The 16,258-nt window shown below is 74.3% G+C and carries 15 protein-coding genes; 8 read left to right on the top strand and 7 right to left on the bottom strand.

The window, feature by feature from the left end; all coding sequences use genetic code 11:
* Nucleotides 1-71 precede the first annotated feature (71 nt).
* The gene (locus tag CFLA_RS10715; RefSeq protein ID WP_043598993.1) at nucleotides 72-2,411 is read right to left on the bottom strand and encodes an FdhF/YdeP family oxidoreductase; all 2,340 of its coding nucleotides are present in this window, start codon (nucleotides 2,409-2,411) and stop codon (nucleotides 72-74) included.
* Between the two features lie 76 nt (nucleotides 2,412-2,487).
* On the opposite strand from CFLA_RS10715, the gene fdhD reads away from it, so the two are divergent.
* The 3 genes from fdhD (at nucleotide 2,488) to CFLA_RS10700 (ending at nucleotide 4,497) form a co-directional block, all read left to right on the top strand.
* Entirely contained in the window at nucleotides 2,488-3,342 is an 855-nt protein-coding gene (gene fdhD, locus CFLA_RS10710) for a formate dehydrogenase accessory sulfurtransferase FdhD (protein WP_043600515.1), read from the top strand.
* Complete coding sequence (locus tag CFLA_RS10705) at nucleotides 3,339-3,740, top strand: TIGR03618 family F420-dependent PPOX class oxidoreductase (RefSeq protein WP_013117343.1); 402 nt, start codon at nucleotides 3,339-3,341, stop codon at nucleotides 3,738-3,740. Before fdhD ends, CFLA_RS10705 begins: the two co-directional genes overlap by 4 nt.
* Nucleotides 3,741-3,822: 82 nt before the next feature.
* Nucleotides 3,823-4,497, top strand: coding sequence for a hypothetical protein (locus CFLA_RS10700; RefSeq protein ID WP_013117342.1), 675 nt, complete (start codon nucleotides 3,823-3,825; stop codon nucleotides 4,495-4,497).
* 78 nt (nucleotides 4,498-4,575) lie between these two features.
* Here the strand turns inward: CFLA_RS10700 and glnA are convergent, their stop codons facing one another.
* Nucleotides 4,576-6,000 (bottom strand): type I glutamate--ammonia ligase, encoded by a 1,425-nt coding sequence (glnA, locus tag CFLA_RS10695; protein WP_013117341.1) that lies wholly within the window; start codon nucleotides 5,998-6,000, stop codon nucleotides 4,576-4,578.
* Nucleotides 6,001-6,176: 176 nt separating this feature from the next.
* Between glnA and CFLA_RS10690 the strand changes: the two genes are divergently transcribed.
* Entirely contained in the window at nucleotides 6,177-6,701 is a 525-nt protein-coding gene (locus tag CFLA_RS10690) for an RDD family protein (RefSeq protein WP_013117340.1), read from the top strand.
* Between the two features lie 40 nt (nucleotides 6,702-6,741).
* On the opposite strand, the gene CFLA_RS10685 is transcribed toward CFLA_RS10690, so the two are convergent.
* A complete protein-coding gene (locus tag CFLA_RS10685) occupies nucleotides 6,742-7,479 on the bottom strand; it encodes a DUF4191 domain-containing protein (RefSeq protein ID WP_013117339.1) in 738 nt (245 codons plus the stop codon).
* Between the two features lie 70 nt (nucleotides 7,480-7,549).
* On the bottom strand, nucleotides 7,550-8,563 hold the full coding sequence (gene lipA, locus CFLA_RS10680; protein ID WP_013117338.1) for a lipoyl synthase: 1,014 nt from the start codon (nucleotides 8,561-8,563) through the stop codon (nucleotides 7,550-7,552).
* Between the two features lie 154 nt (nucleotides 8,564-8,717).
* Between lipA and CFLA_RS10675 the strand changes: the two genes are divergently transcribed.
* Complete coding sequence (locus tag CFLA_RS10675; protein WP_013117337.1) at nucleotides 8,718-9,221, top strand: flavodoxin domain-containing protein; 504 nt, start codon at nucleotides 8,718-8,720, stop codon at nucleotides 9,219-9,221.
* A gap of 10 nt (nucleotides 9,222-9,231) precedes the next feature.
* On the opposite strand, the gene lipB is transcribed toward CFLA_RS10675, so the two are convergent.
* Nucleotides 9,232-9,915, bottom strand: coding sequence for a lipoyl(octanoyl) transferase LipB (gene lipB, locus CFLA_RS10670; protein WP_013117336.1), 684 nt, complete (start codon nucleotides 9,913-9,915; stop codon nucleotides 9,232-9,234).
* A gap of 10 nt (nucleotides 9,916-9,925) precedes the next feature.
* On the bottom strand, nucleotides 9,926-10,417 hold the full coding sequence (locus tag CFLA_RS10665; RefSeq protein ID WP_013117335.1) for a MarR family winged helix-turn-helix transcriptional regulator: 492 nt from the start codon (nucleotides 10,415-10,417) through the stop codon (nucleotides 9,926-9,928).
* Between the two features lie 40 nt (nucleotides 10,418-10,457).
* Between CFLA_RS10665 and CFLA_RS10660 the strand changes: the two genes are divergently transcribed.
* The 3 genes from CFLA_RS10660 (at nucleotide 10,458) to CFLA_RS10650 (ending at nucleotide 15,296) form a co-directional block, all read left to right on the top strand.
* The gene (locus CFLA_RS10660) at nucleotides 10,458-12,746 is read left to right on the top strand and encodes an MMPL family transporter (protein ID WP_013117334.1); all 2,289 of its coding nucleotides are present in this window, start codon (nucleotides 10,458-10,460) and stop codon (nucleotides 12,744-12,746) included.
* Between the two features lie 71 nt (nucleotides 12,747-12,817).
* Complete coding sequence (locus CFLA_RS10655) at nucleotides 12,818-13,864, top strand: Gfo/Idh/MocA family protein (RefSeq protein ID WP_013117333.1); 1,047 nt, start codon at nucleotides 12,818-12,820, stop codon at nucleotides 13,862-13,864.
* 115 nt (nucleotides 13,865-13,979) lie between these two features.
* The gene (locus CFLA_RS10650) at nucleotides 13,980-15,296 is read left to right on the top strand and encodes a protein kinase family protein (protein WP_148234344.1); all 1,317 of its coding nucleotides are present in this window, start codon (nucleotides 13,980-13,982) and stop codon (nucleotides 15,294-15,296) included.
* Here CFLA_RS10650 and CFLA_RS10645 read toward each other — a convergent pair.
* Nucleotides 15,247-16,158 (bottom strand): TIGR01777 family oxidoreductase, encoded by a 912-nt coding sequence (locus tag CFLA_RS10645; protein WP_013117331.1) that lies wholly within the window; start codon nucleotides 16,156-16,158, stop codon nucleotides 15,247-15,249. The two genes, CFLA_RS10650 and CFLA_RS10645, sit on opposite strands and share 50 nt — an antisense overlap.
* Nucleotides 16,159-16,258: the final 100 nt, after the last annotated feature.

The following is a 16,258-nucleotide window of genomic DNA, read 5'->3' as shown; positions in this document are numbered from 1 at the left end:
GGCTCTCCTGCCACTGGCGGCAGGCTCGCCCGCGAGCGGGCGTCGGGTGCGCGCCGCGGAGCGTCGGCCCCTCACACCGCGCCGGCGTGCTCCAGCCGGACCACCACGGACTTGCTCGTCGGGGTCTGCGACCGGTCCGCGGTGGAGTCGAGCGGCACCAGCACGTTCGTCTCCGGGAAGTACGCGGCCGCGCAGCCCTTCGCGGTGTCGTAGGCGACGACCCGGAACCCCGGTGCACGGCGCTCGACGCCGTCGGTGAACTCCGAGACCAGGTCGACGACGTCACCGTCGGCGGTGCCGAGCTCGGCGAGGTCGTTCGGGTTGACCAGCACCACCCTCCGGCCGCCGCGGATGCCGCGGTAACGGTCATCCGGACCGTAGACCGTGGTGTTGTACTGGTCGTGCGACCGCAGGGTCTGCAGCAGGAGCCGACCCGGCGGCACCGTCGGCCACCACAACGGCGTCCGCGTGAAGTGCGCCCGCTCGCTCGCTGTCGCGAACCGGCGCTCCTCGTGGGGTGCGTGGGGGAGCCGGAACCCGCCGGGTTCGTCGATGCGGCGCTCGTAGTCGACGAACCCCGGGACGACCGCCTCGATGTGCCGGCGGATGACGCGGTAGTCGTCCTCCGCAGCCTGCCAGTCGACCTGCGGCGTGCCCGGTCGTGGCCGGCCCTGCTCGTCGTGGAAGAGTGCGCGGGCCAGGCGGCAGACGATGGCGACCTCGGACAGCAGGTCGTCGGCGGGCGGGCGCAGGTTGCCCGACGATGCGTGCACCATCGACATCGAGTCCTCGACCGTGACCCGCTGGCGGCCGGTGGCCTGCACGTCGAGATCGGCGCGGCCGAGCGTCGGCAGGATCAGAGCCGTGCGCCCCGGTGCCAGGTGCGAGTGGTTGAGCTTCGTGCTGACCTGCACCGTCATCGCGCACGAGCGCAGTGCCGCCTCGGTGACAGCCGTGTCCGGTGCGGCCTTGAGGAAGTTGCCGCCCATGCCGAGGAAGAACCGCACCCGTCCGTCGCGCATCGCACGGATCGTGTCGACGGTGTCGTGCCCCGGGGCTCGCGGCGGCGTGAACGCGAACTCCTGGCCCAGCCGGTGGAGGAACGTCTCCGGCATCTTCTCGTAGATGCCCATCGTGCGGTCGCCCTGCACGTTCGAGTGCCCGCGCACCGGCAGCAGGCCCGCCCCGGGGCGCCCGAGGTTGCCCTGCAGCAGCACGAGGTTGACGATCTCCTGGATCGTGGCCACCGAGTGCTTGTGCTGGGTCAGGCCCATGGCCCAGGCCACGACGGTGCGGTCGGAGGCCAGCAGCAGCTCGCCGACCTCGCGGATCGCCGACTCCGCCAGGCCCGTCGCAGCCTCGACGTCCGTCCACGGCGTCGCGCGCAGCCCGTCGAGGTACTCGTCGAGGCCCACGGTGTGTCGGTCGAGGAACGCGTGGTCGAGCACCGACGCCATGCCGAGCGTCCGGCGTCCGGCGTCCTCGGCCTCGAGGAGGAACTTGCCCAGCCCCTGGAAGACGCCGAGGTCGCCGCCGAGCCGCACCTGCAGGTGCACGTCCGCGATCCGCGTGCCGCGCCCGACGACGCCGTGCACGGTCTGCGGGTTGCGGTAGTGCGTGAGCCCCGCCTCCGGCAGCGGGTTGATCGCGACGATCTTCGCGCCCTGCTGCTTGGCGCGCTCGAGCGACGTGAGCATGCGCGGGTGGTTGGTCCCCGGGTTCTGCCCGGCGACGAGGATGAGCTTCGCGGTCTCGACGTCGTGCAGCGTCACCGAGCCCTTGCCGATGCCGATGGTCGAGACCAGCGCCTCGCCCGACGACTCGTGGCACATGTTCGAGCAGTCGGGCAGGTTGTTGGTGCCCAGACCACGCACCATCAGCTGGTAGAGGAACGCCGCCTCGTTCGACGTGCGGCCCGACGTGTAGAACGCCGCCTCGTCGGGGCTGTCGAGGCCGCGCAGCTCGGCCGCGATGCGCGCGAACGCGTCGTCCCACGCGATCGGACGGTAGTGGGCGTCGCCGTCCTCGCGGATCATCGGCGTCGTGAGCCGACCCTGCCGGTTGAGCCAGTGGTCGTCGCGCGCGTACAGCTCGTCGATCGTGTGCTCGGCGAACAGCTCGGGCCGCACGCGCTTGCGTGTCGCCTCCGACGCCAGCGCCTTGGCGCCGTTCTCGCAGAACTCCGCGTGGCTGCGGTCCGGTGCGCCCGGGTCCGGCCACGCGCAGCTCATGCAGTCGAACCCGCCCGCTTGGTTCATGCGGGCCAGGCCCTGCACCGTGCGCAGCGGGCCGAGCTCGCGCAGCGTGTGCCGCATCGCCGACGCCACCCCGGGGATCCCGGCGGACGTGCGCTTCGGGCGGCCCACCTCGAGGTCCGCGTGGTCGAGGTCGTCGGGCGGCGTCGGTGCCATACCGCCCATGCTAGGTCGGCCCGCCGAGGCCGCCCGGGTGCTGCGCCGCAGCATGCCGGCAGGAGAGGCTGTGCCCATGCGGGTGACCAGACGACGACGTGTGCAGCGGATGGGCGCCTCCGGGCTCGTCCGGGACCGCGCCGACCTCCTCGCCGGCGAGGAGCCGCTCGAGATCCGCGTGCACGGGCAGCCCTTCACGGTGACGATGCGCACGCCCGGTGACGACGTCGACCTGGTCACCGGGTTCCTCGTGAGCGAGGGCGTGGTGCGCTCGTCGCAGGACCTGCGCTCGATCGCGCGCCGCGGCGGGGTGACGCCCGCCGGGGAGCCGGACGACAACGTCGTCGACGTCCGGCTCGCCGTGGGTGTCGCACCCCCCGCGCGGGAGCTCCACCGCCACGTCTACACGTCGAGCAGCTGCGGCGTGTGCGGCACGTCGTCGATCGAGGCCGTCCGCAAGGTCAGCGCGCACGACCCGCGCACCGACGACGTCGCCGTGCGGGTCCACCACCTCCTCGCTCTGCCCGGCCGGCTGCGCGAGCGCCAGACGACGTTCGACCGCACCGGCGGCGTGCACGCCGCAGGGTTGTTCCTGCCCGCTGCCGAGGGTGAACCGCGACTGGCCTGCCTGCGTGAGGACGTCGGCCGGCACAACGCCGTCGACAAGGTGGTCGGGTGGGCCGTGCGCGCAGGTCTGCTCCCGCTGCGCGGCGCGGTGCTCCAGCTCTCCGGCCGTGTGTCCTTCGAGCTCGTGCAGAAGGCCGCGATGGCGGGCGTCCCCGTGGTCTCGGCCGTCTCGGCGCCGTCCGCGCTCGCGGTGGAGCTGGGGGAGGAGCTCGGCGTCACCGTGATCGGGTTCAACCGGGGCGACACCCTCAACGTGTACAGCCACGCGCACCGCATCCACCCGGCCCCGGGGCGGGTGCCGTGAGCCGCGCGGGGGACGCGGGGGGCCACGCGGTCGCCGACGCGACCTGCGCCTGGCTGACGACGTTGCGGCGCGACGGGTCACCGCACGTCACGCCGATCTGGTTCCTGCTCGACGAGCACACCTTCTGGATCGCGAGCTCGACCGTGAACGTCAAGGTCGCGAACATGCTGCGGGATCCGCGCGTCGCGCTCGCCGTCGACGGCACGGGCGGGCGTCCCGTCGTCGCGCAGGGACGCGCGCACGTGCACCACGACATCGAGGCGTACCCGTCCCTCCTGGCGCGCTTCGCGACGAAGTACGGCGGGTGGGACGCCACCGACGAGACGCAGGACGGGCCGCGCGTCCTGGTCGAGGTGCGGGTGGACCGGTGGCTCCTGCGCCCGCCCGCGCGCGGGTGAGTCGGGCGACGCTCGCGGACGGCCGGTGAGCGTCCCGTACGGAGGTCGGTACGGTGACACCCCCGATCCCGTGGGAGCCTCGATGTCGTCATCTGCTCGTCCCGCCCGCCGGTCCCTGCAGGCTCACGTCGTCGTCGCGGTCGTCGCCGTGGTCGTCGTGCTCGCGTGGAGCCGCATGATGCCGGACCTCCTCGACCGACGGCCGTCCTACGTGGCCCCGTTCTCCGCCGCGGAGCTGCGGGAACGTCCCGACATCGCCGACGTCGTTCCCGGGCACGCCGCGGCGGCACGCGCGGCGATGGACGCGATCGGCGAGCACACCGGGCTGTCGTGGAACCGCGCGGACGCGCAGGCGTTCACGCACCAGCGCGACGGCAAGGACGAGCAGGTCGTCGACGGGTACCCGGCGCTGAGGTGGGCGCCGGACGCCTGGACGACCACGGGCGCGGCCACGCTCGACGACGCCTCCGTCGAGCGCCTCGGCGCGGTGTGGCGCCGGACGCTGGAACCGCTCGGGTACACCGTGTCCACCACCAACCGGTCGACAGCGCGCAACCGGCACCTGGTGACGTTCAGCGCGTCCGACGACCAGCAGAGCTCGCTGCAGCTGTTCGACGACGGCGACGGTGGGCTCCGGCTGATCGTGCACTCCTACGTGCACCTGTACCGCTCCGAGACGTGCGTGCCGGACCCGCTGGCGTGCGCCCCGGACGTCGCGGCCCTCACCGACGCGTTGGAGCCCTACTCCGCGCGGTAGCCCGCCGTCACCGGGCACGCCACGAGGGGCGCCCCTGACGGGACGCCCCTCGGTGCCGAACTGATCGGGAGCAGCCGATCAGACGTCGTAGTAGAGCTCGAACTCGTGCGGGTGCGGACGCAGCCGGATCGGGTCGACCTCTGCCGAGCGCTTGTAGTCGATCCACGTCTGGATCAGGTCGGGCGTGAACACGTTGCCCGCCGTCAGCCAGTCGTGGTCGGCCTCGAGGTTGTCGAGCACCTCGGACAGCGAGCCCGGGACCTGCTGGATCTGCGCGTGCTCCTCGGGGGGCAGCTCGTACAGGTCCTTGTCGACCGGCTCCGGCGGCTCGATCCGGTTCTGGATGCCGTCGAGGCCGGCCATGAGCATGGCCGCGAACGCCAGGTACGGGTTCGACGACGGGTCCGGCACGCGGAACTCGACGCGCTTCGCCTTCGGGTTGGAGCCCGTGACGGGGATGCGGATGCACGCCGAGCGGTTGCGGGCCGAGTAGACCAGGTTGACCGGCGCCTCGAAGCCCGGCACCAGGCGGTGGTACGAGTTCACCGTCGGGTTGGTGAAGGCCAGCAGCGACGGCGCGTGCTTGAGCAGGCCGCCGATGTACCAGCGGGCGATGTCCGACAGGCCGCCGTAGCCCTTCTCGTCGAAGAACAGCGGCTCGCCGTCCTTCCACAGCGACTGGTGCACGTGCATGCCCGAGCCGTTGTCACCGAAGAGCGGCTTCGGCATGAAGGTCGCCGTGCGGCCGTTCTCGTGCGCGACGTTCTTCACGACGTACTTGAAGAGCTGCACCTTGTCGGCCGACTTGGCGAGCGTGTCGAAGCGGTAGTTGATCTCCGCCTGGCCGGCGGTGCCGACCTCGTGGTGCGCACGCTCGACCTGCAGGCCGAGGGCGTCGAGCTGCAGCGAGATCTGGTCGCGCAGGTCGGCGAAGTGGTCCACCGGCGGCACCGGGAAGTAGCCACCCTTGTAGGGCGTCTTGTGGCCGAGGTTGCCACCCTCCTCCTTGCGGCCCGTGTTCCACGCGGCCTCGATGGAGTCGATGTAGTAGAACGACGCGTCCTGACGGGTCTGGAACCGGATGTCGTCGAAGATGTAGAACTCGGCCTCGGGTGCGAAGAACGCGGTGTCCGCGATGCCCGTCGACTTCAGGTACGCCTCGGCCTTCGCGGCGACCTGGCGCGGGTCGCGGCTGTAGGGCTCGTCGGTGTACGGGTCGACGATGTGGAAGTTGATGTTCAGCGTCTTCTCGACACGGAAGGGGTCGATGTAGGCCGTCGTGACGTCCGGGATCAGCTTCATGTCGGACTCGTGGATGGCCTGGAAGCCGCGGATCGAGGACCCGTCGAACATCTGGCCGTCCGTGAAGAAGTCCAGGTCGAGCGAGGCGGCCGGCACGTTGAAGTGCTGCATCACACCCGGCAGGTCACAGAACCGCACGTCGACGAACTTGACGTCCTCGCTCTTGATGAACGCCAGGACTTCCTCTGGCTTGGTGAACATCCGCTGCTCCTCGGTCGATGGTGCCCGGTCGTCCCGGGCGACAGCGAGGCTAGGAGGAGGGGGTTTCCCTGTCGTGTGCCCTTTGTTTCCGGGATGTTACGGACGAGCCTGTCAGGTAACGATCGTGCGACGCGAGGAGCAGATCCGTCTGTTCGGGTGGCACGTAGGGTGGGCGCATGGTGACGCGTGACTCGGTGGGGTCGTGGCTCGAGGGCGGCCCCGGCGGGCACGACGACGGTACGGCGCGGGGCGTCCGGCTCGGTCTTCCGGCGCAGGGGCCGGGCTCGCTCGCGCGCCTCGGTCGCCGCGTCGCCGCGCTCGCGGTCGACTGGGTCGCGTGCCTCGCGGTGGCCGCGGTCCTCCTGCCGACGACCACGGAAGGACCGTTCCTGCTGCGAGGCGACTCGCTCGGCACGCTCGCCGTGTTCGCGGTGGAGAACCTCGTGCTCGTCGCGACGCTCGGTCACACGCTGGGCCACCGCCTGCTCGGTCTGCAGGTGCGCCGGGTCCCGCCGACGCGCGACGGTGCGGCAGCGGTCGTGCTCGACGGCCCTCCCGGGCTGGTCGCCGCGCTCGTGCGCACGCTCCTGCTGTGCCTCGTCCTGCCGGCCGTCGTGTGGGACGGCGACGGGCGCGGTCTGCACGACCGCGCCGCGCGGACGGTCCTCGTCCGCCGACCGGGGTCCGGCCGCGTCGCCTAGCTCAGGGCCGTCGCCCGGCGTCCCGCCGGTCCGCGGCGTCTCAGCGCCCGCGCATGCCCTTGCGGTCGGGACGCACGCGCGTCGGGTCGATGCCCTTCGGCACCGGGAGCTTGGCGCCACCGAGGGACGTCACTCGGCGCAGGACGACCGCGACCTCGTCCTTGGTGAGCTGCGGCTTAAGGCGCGTCACGGTACGCGGGAGCTTGCGCAGCGGCGTCTGCCCCTCGGCGTCGCCGACCTGGATGAGGTGGATCGGCGCACCGGACACGACACGTGCGGTGCGCTTGCGCTCGGCCTCGAGCAGCTTGCCGATGCGGTGGCCGGGGCCCTCGCCGATGAGGACGACCCCGGGACGCCCGACCCCGCGGAACACGAGGTCCTGCGTCCGGGGGTCGACGGCGACGGGCTCCTGCGTGAACGTCCACCCGCGGCGCAGCGTGCCCAGCGCTGCGAGCGAGGCGCCCGGCTGTCCCTCGATGCGCGTGTAGGCGGCGGTCTCGGCGCGGCGCGCGAGCACGAACATCGCCCCCAGCACCGCGAACGGGATGCTGAGCACCAGCACGTACACGAGCTGGTTCACCAGCAGGCCGATCACGACGCCCAGGGCGACGATCCCGAGGAACACGGCCAGGATGATCCAGGTGACCGCGGGGTCGGACTGTCGCGTGATCTGGAAGGCCTGCCAGACCTGGTGGTACCAGCGGACCTTCTTGACCTTCCCGCCGGGCTTCCCCGTGCTCGGGGAGTCCTGCGGGGACGTGGAGCGCGCGCGTGCCATGACCCGGGAGTCTACCGGCGCAGGAGCGTGCGCCCGCGCCGCAGGCCGCGCGCGGCGACCGGTCGGCGCGTCAGCGTGCCGACGCGCGGGCCAGCAGTGACGCCGCCTCCTGGCGGGAGGTCGTCGGCTCGCCGAGGTGCGCCAGAGCGTCGGGGATCTGCAGCCCGCGCCGGCGCATGGCCTGGCCCCACAGCCGGCCCGCGCGGTACGAGGAGCGCACCAGCGGCCCGGACATCACGCCGAGGAAGCCGATGCGCTCGGCCTCGTCCGACAGCTCGACGAACTCCTCGGGCCGCACCCAGCGGTCGACGGGGTGGTGGCGCACCGACGGGCGCAGGTACTGCGTGATGGTCACGAGGTCGCAGCCGGCCTCGTGCAGGTCGTGCAGGGCCGCGACGACCTCGTCGGTCGTCTCGCCCATGCCGAGGATGAGGTTGGACTTGGTGACCAGGCCGGCCTCGCGCGCCCGACTCAGCACGGACAGGGAGCGGTCGTACCGGAACGCCGGGCGGATCTGCTTGAAGATGCGCGGCACGGTCTCGAGGTTGTGCGCGAGCACCTCGGGCCGCGACTCGTTGACGACGTCGAGCAGCTCCGGGACGGCGTTGAAGTCGGGGATGAGCAGCTCGACACCCGTGCCGGGGTTCAGCGCGTGGATCTGGCGGACCGTCTCGGCGTAGAGCCACGCGCCGCCGTCCTCGAGGTCGTCGCGCGCGACGCCCGTGACGGTCGAGTACCGCAGCCCCATGGCCTGCACGGACTCGGCCACGCGGCGCGGCTCGTCGCGGTCGAACGCCGCCGGCTTGCCGGTGTCGATCTGGCAGAAGTCGCACCGGCGCGTGCACTGGTCGCCGCCGATGAGGAACGTGGCCTCGCGGTCCTCCCAGCACTCGAAGATGTTGGGGCAGCCCGCCTCCTCGCAGACCGTGTGCAGGCCCTCGCGGCGCACGAGGCCCTTGAGCTCGCTGTACTCCGGGCCGGTCGTGGCCCGCGTCCGGATCCACTCCGGCTTCTTCTCGATCGGTGTGGCGGCGTTGCGCGCCTCCACCCTCAGCATCCGGCGTCCGTCGGGGGCGATCGTCACGTCGTCAGCCTAGCCCGCTCCGGTGCGTCCGCCCGTGGGGTGTGACGGGGACCTCGGTCCCGCGCGCCACGGGTGACGTGGCGGGAGGCTGGACGCCAAGGTCGGACCGCGGGGGACGCGGGCACGACGGGCGGACCTGCGAGGAGGTGGCACGATGCGCGTCCTGGTGACGGTGGCGTCGCGGCACGGAGCGACGCGCGAGATGGGCCAGGAGGTCGCTGCGACGCTGCGCGCCGCCGGCCACGAGGTGGACGAGGTCGAGCCGGACGAGGTCGAGCACGTCGACCCGTACGACGCGGTCGTCATGGGCTCGGCGGCGTACGTGGGTCGCCTGGCCCTGGGGCTGCGCGACCTGGTCGACCGGCAGGCCGGTCAGCTGCGACAGCGGCCGACGTGGCTGTTCTGGTCCGGGCCCGTCGGGGACCCGCCGGTGCCCGCGACGGTGCCCGACGACGTCACGGAGATCGCGCGCACCACCGGGGCGCGGGACGTGGCCGTCTTCCCGGGGCGTCTGGACCGCGCGGGGCTCAACATCTCCGAGCGGGCGCTGGTGGCCCTGACCCGGGCCGACACGGGGGACTTCCGGGACCTCGAGGAGGTCCGCACGTGGGCGCAGGGCGTCGCGGCGGCGCTGCGCACGATCCCGCAGGACGTCTGAGGCCCGGGCCTCAGGACGCCGCCGCGGCCCGCTGCGCGGCGAGCAGCGGTGCGAGCGTGTCGTGCAGGTGGCCGACGACCAGGGGAGTCACCTGGGCGATCGTCACCTCGCGTCCCGCCTCGGCGGTGAGCGTGGTGACGTCGGCGTCGTCGATGCCGCACGGCACGATGCGCGCGTACCAGTCGAGCGACGCGGTGCAGTTGAGCGCGAAGCCGTGCATCGTCGTGCCGCGGGCCACGCGGACGCCGATCGCGGCGACCTTGCGCGCGCGCCGCGGACGGGCGGTGGTCGCCGGGTCGTCCGCCGGGAGCCACACGCCGCTGCGTCCCTCGACGCGCTCGGCGCGCACGCCCACGTCCCCGCACGTGCGGATGAGCGCCTCCTCGAGCGCGCGGACGTAGGCCACCACGTCGACCGGCTCGGCGAGCCGGACCACCGGGTACCCGACCAGCTGCCCGGGCCCGTGCCAGGTGATGCGCCCGCCGCGGTCGACGTCGACCACCGGCGTGCCGTCGACGGGCCGGTCGGAGCGTGCCGTGCGCTTGCCCGCCGTGTAGACCGGCTCGTGCTCGACCAGCAGCAGGGTGTCCTCGCGCTCGCCGGCGGCGACGGCGCCGTGGACCTCGCGCTGCAGGTCCCAGATCGGGACGTACGGCTGCAGGCGGGTGCCGAGCTCGAGCGGTTCGACGCGCATGGAGGTCAGGCTATGCCCTCGCGGGAGGGCGACCGCCGGGTGGTCCAGTGCCTTCGGGCGACGGGCCGGACAGCAGCTCCCACGGTGCGACGACCTCGCGCATCAGCTCGTCGAGCAGCGCGCGTCGCTCGGGGGGCAGGTGGCCGAGCACGGCCTGCTGCGCGGGTGTCGGGTCCGCGCACGCCGCGAGCGCCGATGCGCCGGACTCCGTGATCGCGACGACGTGCCGGCGCCGGTCCTCGTCGTGCGGGCGGCGCGAGACGTACCCGGTGCGTGCCAGGCGGGCGACCACGCGGCTCATGGTCTGCTCGGTGACACCGCAGGCGTCCGCCAGCTCCCGCTGCGACATCGGGGACATGGACAGGTGCACGAGCACGGGCAGACTCGCGTGGTTGAGGTCCCACGAGGCGAGGTGAGCGTCCCAGGCGCGCTCGATCCGGCGTGCCGCCGCGGACAGCATCCGGCCGACGGGCCAGTGGTCCTGCGGGGGACCTTGCTGCATCTCACACCCTCTCCGTTTGCCGACCCGGCGCGCCGGGCTCATGATGCTCAGCATGCTGAGGAATCCAGTGGCCCGCGCCGTCGCCGTGGCCGTCGTGCTCGTCGTCTGGTTGGGTCTGGCCGGCGTGGGCGGCGCCGCCCAGGGCAAGCTCTCCCAGGTCCAGACCAACGACGCCGCGGCCTTCCTCCCGTCGTCGGCGCAGTCCACGCGCGCCGCCGAGGCCTCGCGCGACTTCGTCGACTCCCAGACCCTACCCGCGCTCGTCGTCCTCACACCTGCTGAGGGCGGCGACGTCACCCCGGAGCAGCTCGCGGCCGCCGCCGAGCTCGCCGGGACGTTCCCGCAGCGGACCGTGGGGGACGGGACGTGGGCCGACCACCTCACCGGTCCCATCGCCCCCGTCCCGTCGCAGGACGGCGAGGCGATCCTGCTGGCGGTGCCGTTCGACGCCGAGGACGCCGAGACGCTCGTCGGCGACGAGGAGTCGCTCACCAAGGTGCTCGTCGCGGACCTGCGCGAGGCGCTCGCCGACGAGCTCGGAGCGACCGCCACCGAGGCCGGCGACCTGGGCCTGCAGGCGTGGGTGACCGGGCCGGCCGGGTTCGTGAGCGACCTCAGCGCCGCGTTCGCCGGCATCGACGGGATCCTCCTGCTCGTCGCGCTCGGGGCGGTCCTGCTCATCCTCGTCGTGGTCTACCGCTCGCCCTTCCTGCCGCTGGTCGTCATCCTCACCGCCGTGTTCGCGCTCGCGTTCGCCGGGCTCGTCGTCTACGAGCTGGCGAAGGCCGACGTGCTCGTGCTCAACGGCCAGGCCCAGGGCATCCTGTCCATCCTCGTCGTCGGTGCCGCCGTCGACTACTCGCTGCTCCTGGTCGCGCGCTACCGGGAGGAGCTGCGGCACGCCGCGCACCCCGTCGACGCGATGCGGGTGGCCTGGCGCCAGTCGCTCGAGCCGATCGCGGCCAGCGCCGGCACCGTCGTCGCCGGCCTGCTGTGCCTCCTGCTGTCCGACCTCGGGTCGAACCGCAGCCTCGGGCCCGTCGCCGCCGTCGGCATCGGCGCCGCCCTGCTCGCAGGCCTGACGCTCCTGCCGGCCATGCTGCTCGTCGCCGGCCGCCGCTCGCGGGCCCTGTTCTGGCCACGCGCGCCCCGTCCCGAGGCCACGGGCGCGACGCCGGGTGAGGGCGCGACACGCGGTGAGGGCGCGACCGCGGGGGTCACCGCCGAGGGTGACGGCCTGTGGGCCCGCTGGGCCCGGTTCGTCGCCCGCCGTGCGCGTCCCACCTGGGTCGTCACCGCGGTCGTCCTGCTCGTCGCAGCCGCGTTCGTCCCGACGTTCCGCGCCACCGGCACCAGCCAGACCGACGTGTTCCTCACGGCCGTCGACTCGGTCGAGGGCGAGGAGGTGCTCGCCGAGCACTTCCCGGCCGGCGCCGTGCAGCCCGCGCTCGTGGTCGTCGACGAGACGCTGCTCGACGACGTCGTGCAGGCCGCCGAGGCCGTCGAGGGCGTCGCGTCGGCCGCGCCCTACACCGGCGCGCCCGGGGGTGCGCCCGGTGCGTCCGAGGCGGCCCCCGTGGTCGTCGACGGCCGGGTGCGCGTCGACGTGGTGACGGAGGCGCCCTCGGACTCGCAGGACGCCGTGGACACGGTCGCGGACCTGCGCGCGGCTCTCGTCGACGTCGCGCCGGACGCGATCGTCGGCGGACCCGCCGCCGAGAAGCTCGACACCCAGATCGCCGGCGAGCGGGACCTGCGGGTCATCGTGCCCGTCGTGCTCGTCGTGATCCTGCTGATCCTCATGCTGCTGCTGCGGTCGGTCGTCGCCGGCCTGCTCCTCATGGCGGCGAACGTGCTGTCGTTCGCGGCGGCGATCGGCATCTCGGCGCTGGTGTTCGACCACGTGCTCGACTGGCCGGACGCGGACCCGACCGTCCCGCTGTACGGCTTCGTGTTCCTCGTCGCGCTCGGTGTCGACTACTCGATCTTCCTCATGACCCGGGTGCGGGAGGAGGCGCTCGCGGTCGGCACCCGCGCGGGTGTCACGCGCGGTCTGGCGGTCACGGGCGGCGTCATCACGTCCGCCGGCCTCGTGCTCGCCACGACGTTCGCCGCGCTGGCCGTCATCCCGCTGCTGTTCCTCGCGCAGCTCGCGTTCATCGTCGCGCTGGGCGTGCTCGTCGACACGTTCGTCGTGCGCAGCCTGCTGGTGCCCGGCCTGGTCCACGACGTGGGACCGCGGACCTGGTGGCCGAGCGTGCTGGCGCGACGCCCGGACCCGGGCACGCGCGCGCCGGTCGAGCCCGAGGGGGCGACCACCGGCGCCTGAGCGGCGAGCGCTGCACCACGGCCGGGCGGCCCTGCGGGGCCGCCCGGCCGTGGTGTCCCTAGAGTGGCGGCATGGAGGCGCTGCGCATCGGTCTGATCGGGTACGGCGCGGCCGGGCGGGGGATCCACGCCCGGCTCGCGCGCGAGACCGGGCAGGAGGTCGTCACCGTCGTCACGCGCACGCGCGACGAGCAGGTGCGCGCCGACTGGCCGGCCGCCCGGGTCGTGCCGACCGTCGACGCGCTGCTGGCCGGCGCCGACGGGCTGGACCTCGTCGTCGTCGCGAGCCCGACGGGGGAGCACGCGGCCCACGTGCGCGCCGCGCTCGAGGCCGACGTCGCGGTGCTGGTCGACAAGCCGCTGGCGACGACGCGCACGCAGGCGGCCGCGCTGGTACGCCTCGCGCGCGAGCACGGCGGGCGGCTCACCGTCTTCCAGAACCGCCGCTGGGACCCCGAGCAGCTCACGTTGAGGGCGCTGCTCGATGCGGGGAGGCTCGGCCGCGTGCACCGTTTCGAGCGGCGCTGGGAGAGGTACCGACCGCAGCCGCAGCAGCGCTGGAAGGAGCAGGACCCCGTCGCCGGCGGTCTGCTGCTGGACCTCGGTGCCCACCTCGTCGACTCCGCGGTGCAGCTCTTCGGGCCCGTGCGACGCGTGCACGCCGAGCTGCGCGCGCTGACCACGCCGGCGCTGGACGACGTCTTCCTCGCGCTCGAGCACGTGGCCGACGCCGACGGTCACCACGTCGTGTCGCACCTGTGGGGCGGGGGGCTCGTCGGTGCCCCCGGGCCGCGTACCCGCGTGCTGGGCGAGCGGGGCGCCTACCTCGTGACGAGCTACGAGGGGGAGCCCACGCCGTTCGCCGTGCTCGACGACGCGTACACGGCGGGTCGGCGCCCGGGGGAGCCGGAGCACGAGGGCTGGCTGGTCCGGGGCACCGAGCGCACGCCCGTCCCCCGTGCGGCGGGCGGGCACGCCGACCTGTACCGCGCGGTGCAGGCGTGGATCCGCGCCGACGGGCCCGTGCCCGTCGACCCCGCGGACGCCGTCGCCACCGCGCGCGTCCTCGACGCCGCCCGCGTCGCGTCCGAGACGGGGGTCGCGCAGCTCGTCGTCTGATCCCTGTGGACGGGCCGCGCGGCGTCCGGTGCGTCCGGTGTTGGATGGCTGCGTGCACACCGCCGCCCCGCCACCGGACGACGTGACCCGGCTCCTGCACGCGCACGGTGCCCGCGTGGCCTCCCCCGTGGGCACCGACGGCTCGTGGTGGCTGGCCCGCCCCGTCGAGGGGGAGGACGGCCCGTGGCTCGAGGTGCTCGTCGCCGACGTCCCCGTCGACGCGACTCTCGCGACACGCGCCGGTCTGCTCACCGGGGTGGAGCACCCCCACCTCGCGCGCGTCCTCGCGGTCGAGCCGCTGGACGCCGGGCGCGTGGCCCTGGTGTGCGAGCACGTGCCCGGTCCCACGCTCGCCGCCGTCCGCGCGGCCCGTCCGCCGCTGGCCGACGGCGAGGTCGTGACCGTCGCGGTGCCGGTCGCGCAGGCGCTCGCGGCCCTGCACGCCACGGGACTCGCGCACGGCGCCGTCGGGGCCGACCGCGTGGTCGTGCGGCCGGGCGGTGTGCCGGTGCTCGTGGACCTGCGCGGCTCGCTGCGCGGCCTGGGGACGGCGACGGGCGACGTGCACCGGTTGGTCGCGTCGCTGCTGGGGCTGATGCCCCCGCTCGACGCCCACCTCGCCGCGGGTCTCGAGGACGCCGTGCGGCTGCGGGACGCGCTCGAGGCGCTGCTGCGGGGTCGCGCGACGCCCCAGGACGTCGTCGACGCGGTGTTCGCGGTGGCGACTCCCGAGCCCGTGCAGGTGCCCGAGCCCGACGAGCTGGCGGGGGCGGCCGTCGCGCTGGGGACCGGCCGCAGCGGGCTCCCGCGGCCTGCCGCACCCGCGCCGGTGGTGCCGCGCCGCGCGCCCCGCCGCCGCCCGTGGGTCGCCGTGGCGGCGGGGCTCGCCGTGGTCCTCGCGGTCGTCGCCGGTGCCCTGCTGGTCCGGGCCCTGCCCGACCGACCGGCTCGGGCCGCCGTCGCGACGGCGTCGTCGCCGACCCCAGGGCCGGCGGCCGACGACGCGACGCGGCTGACCGACCAGGGGGACCCCGCGGCCGCCGCGGCTGCGCTGACCCGGCTGCGGGCCGCCGCCCTCGCGGCGGCGGACGCTGCCGGCGTGGCGGGGCTCGAGGTCCCCGGGTCGCCCGCGCACGTCGCCGACGCCGACCTCGTCGCGCGCCTGGCCGGAGCCCGCAGCGAGGGACTCGTCGCCGAGGTGTCCGCGGTGAGGGCGACCGGCACGACGCCCGAGGGTGACGTGCGCGTCGAGGTGACGTCGACGACCAGCGCGCACGTACGGGTCGCGTCGTCGGGCGAGCGGACGGACGTGCCGGCCGGTGAGGCGCGTACGGTCGAGCTCGTGCTGCGGTGGACTCCCGAGGGATGGCGCGTCCAGGATGTCAGGGAGCCGGACGTCGCGTCGCCCGCAGCCACTGCGCCACGTCCGTGACCGTGGCGTGCCGCGGCACGAAGCCCGACGCGCGCAGCGCCGCCGGGTCGGCGTTGACCGAGCCCAGCACCTCGGAGGCGAAGTCGCGCAGGGCCACACGCAGCAGCGGTGCGGGCGCCGGGACCGTCAGGGGGGCGTGCCATGCCGTGCGCAGCGCCTGCACGAGCTCACCGTGCCGGTCGGCACGTGCCACGAGGTTGGCGGGACCGTGCACGTCGGCCGTCAGCAGGTGCGTGATCGCCCGGACCTCGTCGAGCAGGCTGATCCAGCTCCAGTACTGACGGCCCGACCCGAGCCGCGGTGCCACGCCGAGCCGCAGCGGCAGCAGCAGCGGTGCGGCGGCCCCGCCGTGCGCGCTGAGCACGATGCCGGTACGCAGGTGCACGACGCGCACGCCTGCGTCCTCGGCGGGCGCGGTCGCGGCCTCCCAGCGATGGACCACGCCCGCGAAGAACGTGTCCCCGAGCGGCTCGTGCTCGTCGAGCAGCGTGTCGCCGCGGTCGCCGTACGCCCCGATGCCGGACGCCTGGAGCAGCACGCGCGGGGCGTCGTCGCGCGGGGCGAGGTCCGCGAGCGTCCGCGAGAGCAGACCGGCCGTCTGCACGCGCGAGACCAGGACCTCGCGCTTGCGCGCCGCGGTGAGCGGTCGTGTCGCGACGGGGACCCCGGCGAGGTCGACGACCGCGTCGCTCGCCGCGACCGCCCGGGTGTCGAGACGGCCCGCCACGGGGTCCCACTCGACCTCGCCGGCTGAGCGAGGCGCGCGGCGCACGAGCCGCACGACGTCGTGGCCGGACTCGCGCAGGTGCTGCACGAGCGCCGTCCCGATCAGGCCGGACGCACCGGCGACGAGCACGCGCATGCGCCTCACCCTAGCCACGGCGGGGTCCACCGGCGCGCCGACGGCGGCGGCGCCACGGCGCCTCCCGGAACGGCCGCGGGGCCGCCCACCTCGTCGGTGG

The sequence above is a fragment of the Cellulomonas flavigena DSM 20109 genome (assembly GCF_000092865.1).
In the GTDB taxonomy this organism is placed as follows: domain Bacteria; phylum Actinomycetota; class Actinomycetes; order Actinomycetales; family Cellulomonadaceae; genus Cellulomonas; species Cellulomonas flavigena.
The sequence above is the reverse complement of the archived record's forward strand: the minus strand, read 5'-3'. Positions and strand labels throughout refer to the sequence as shown.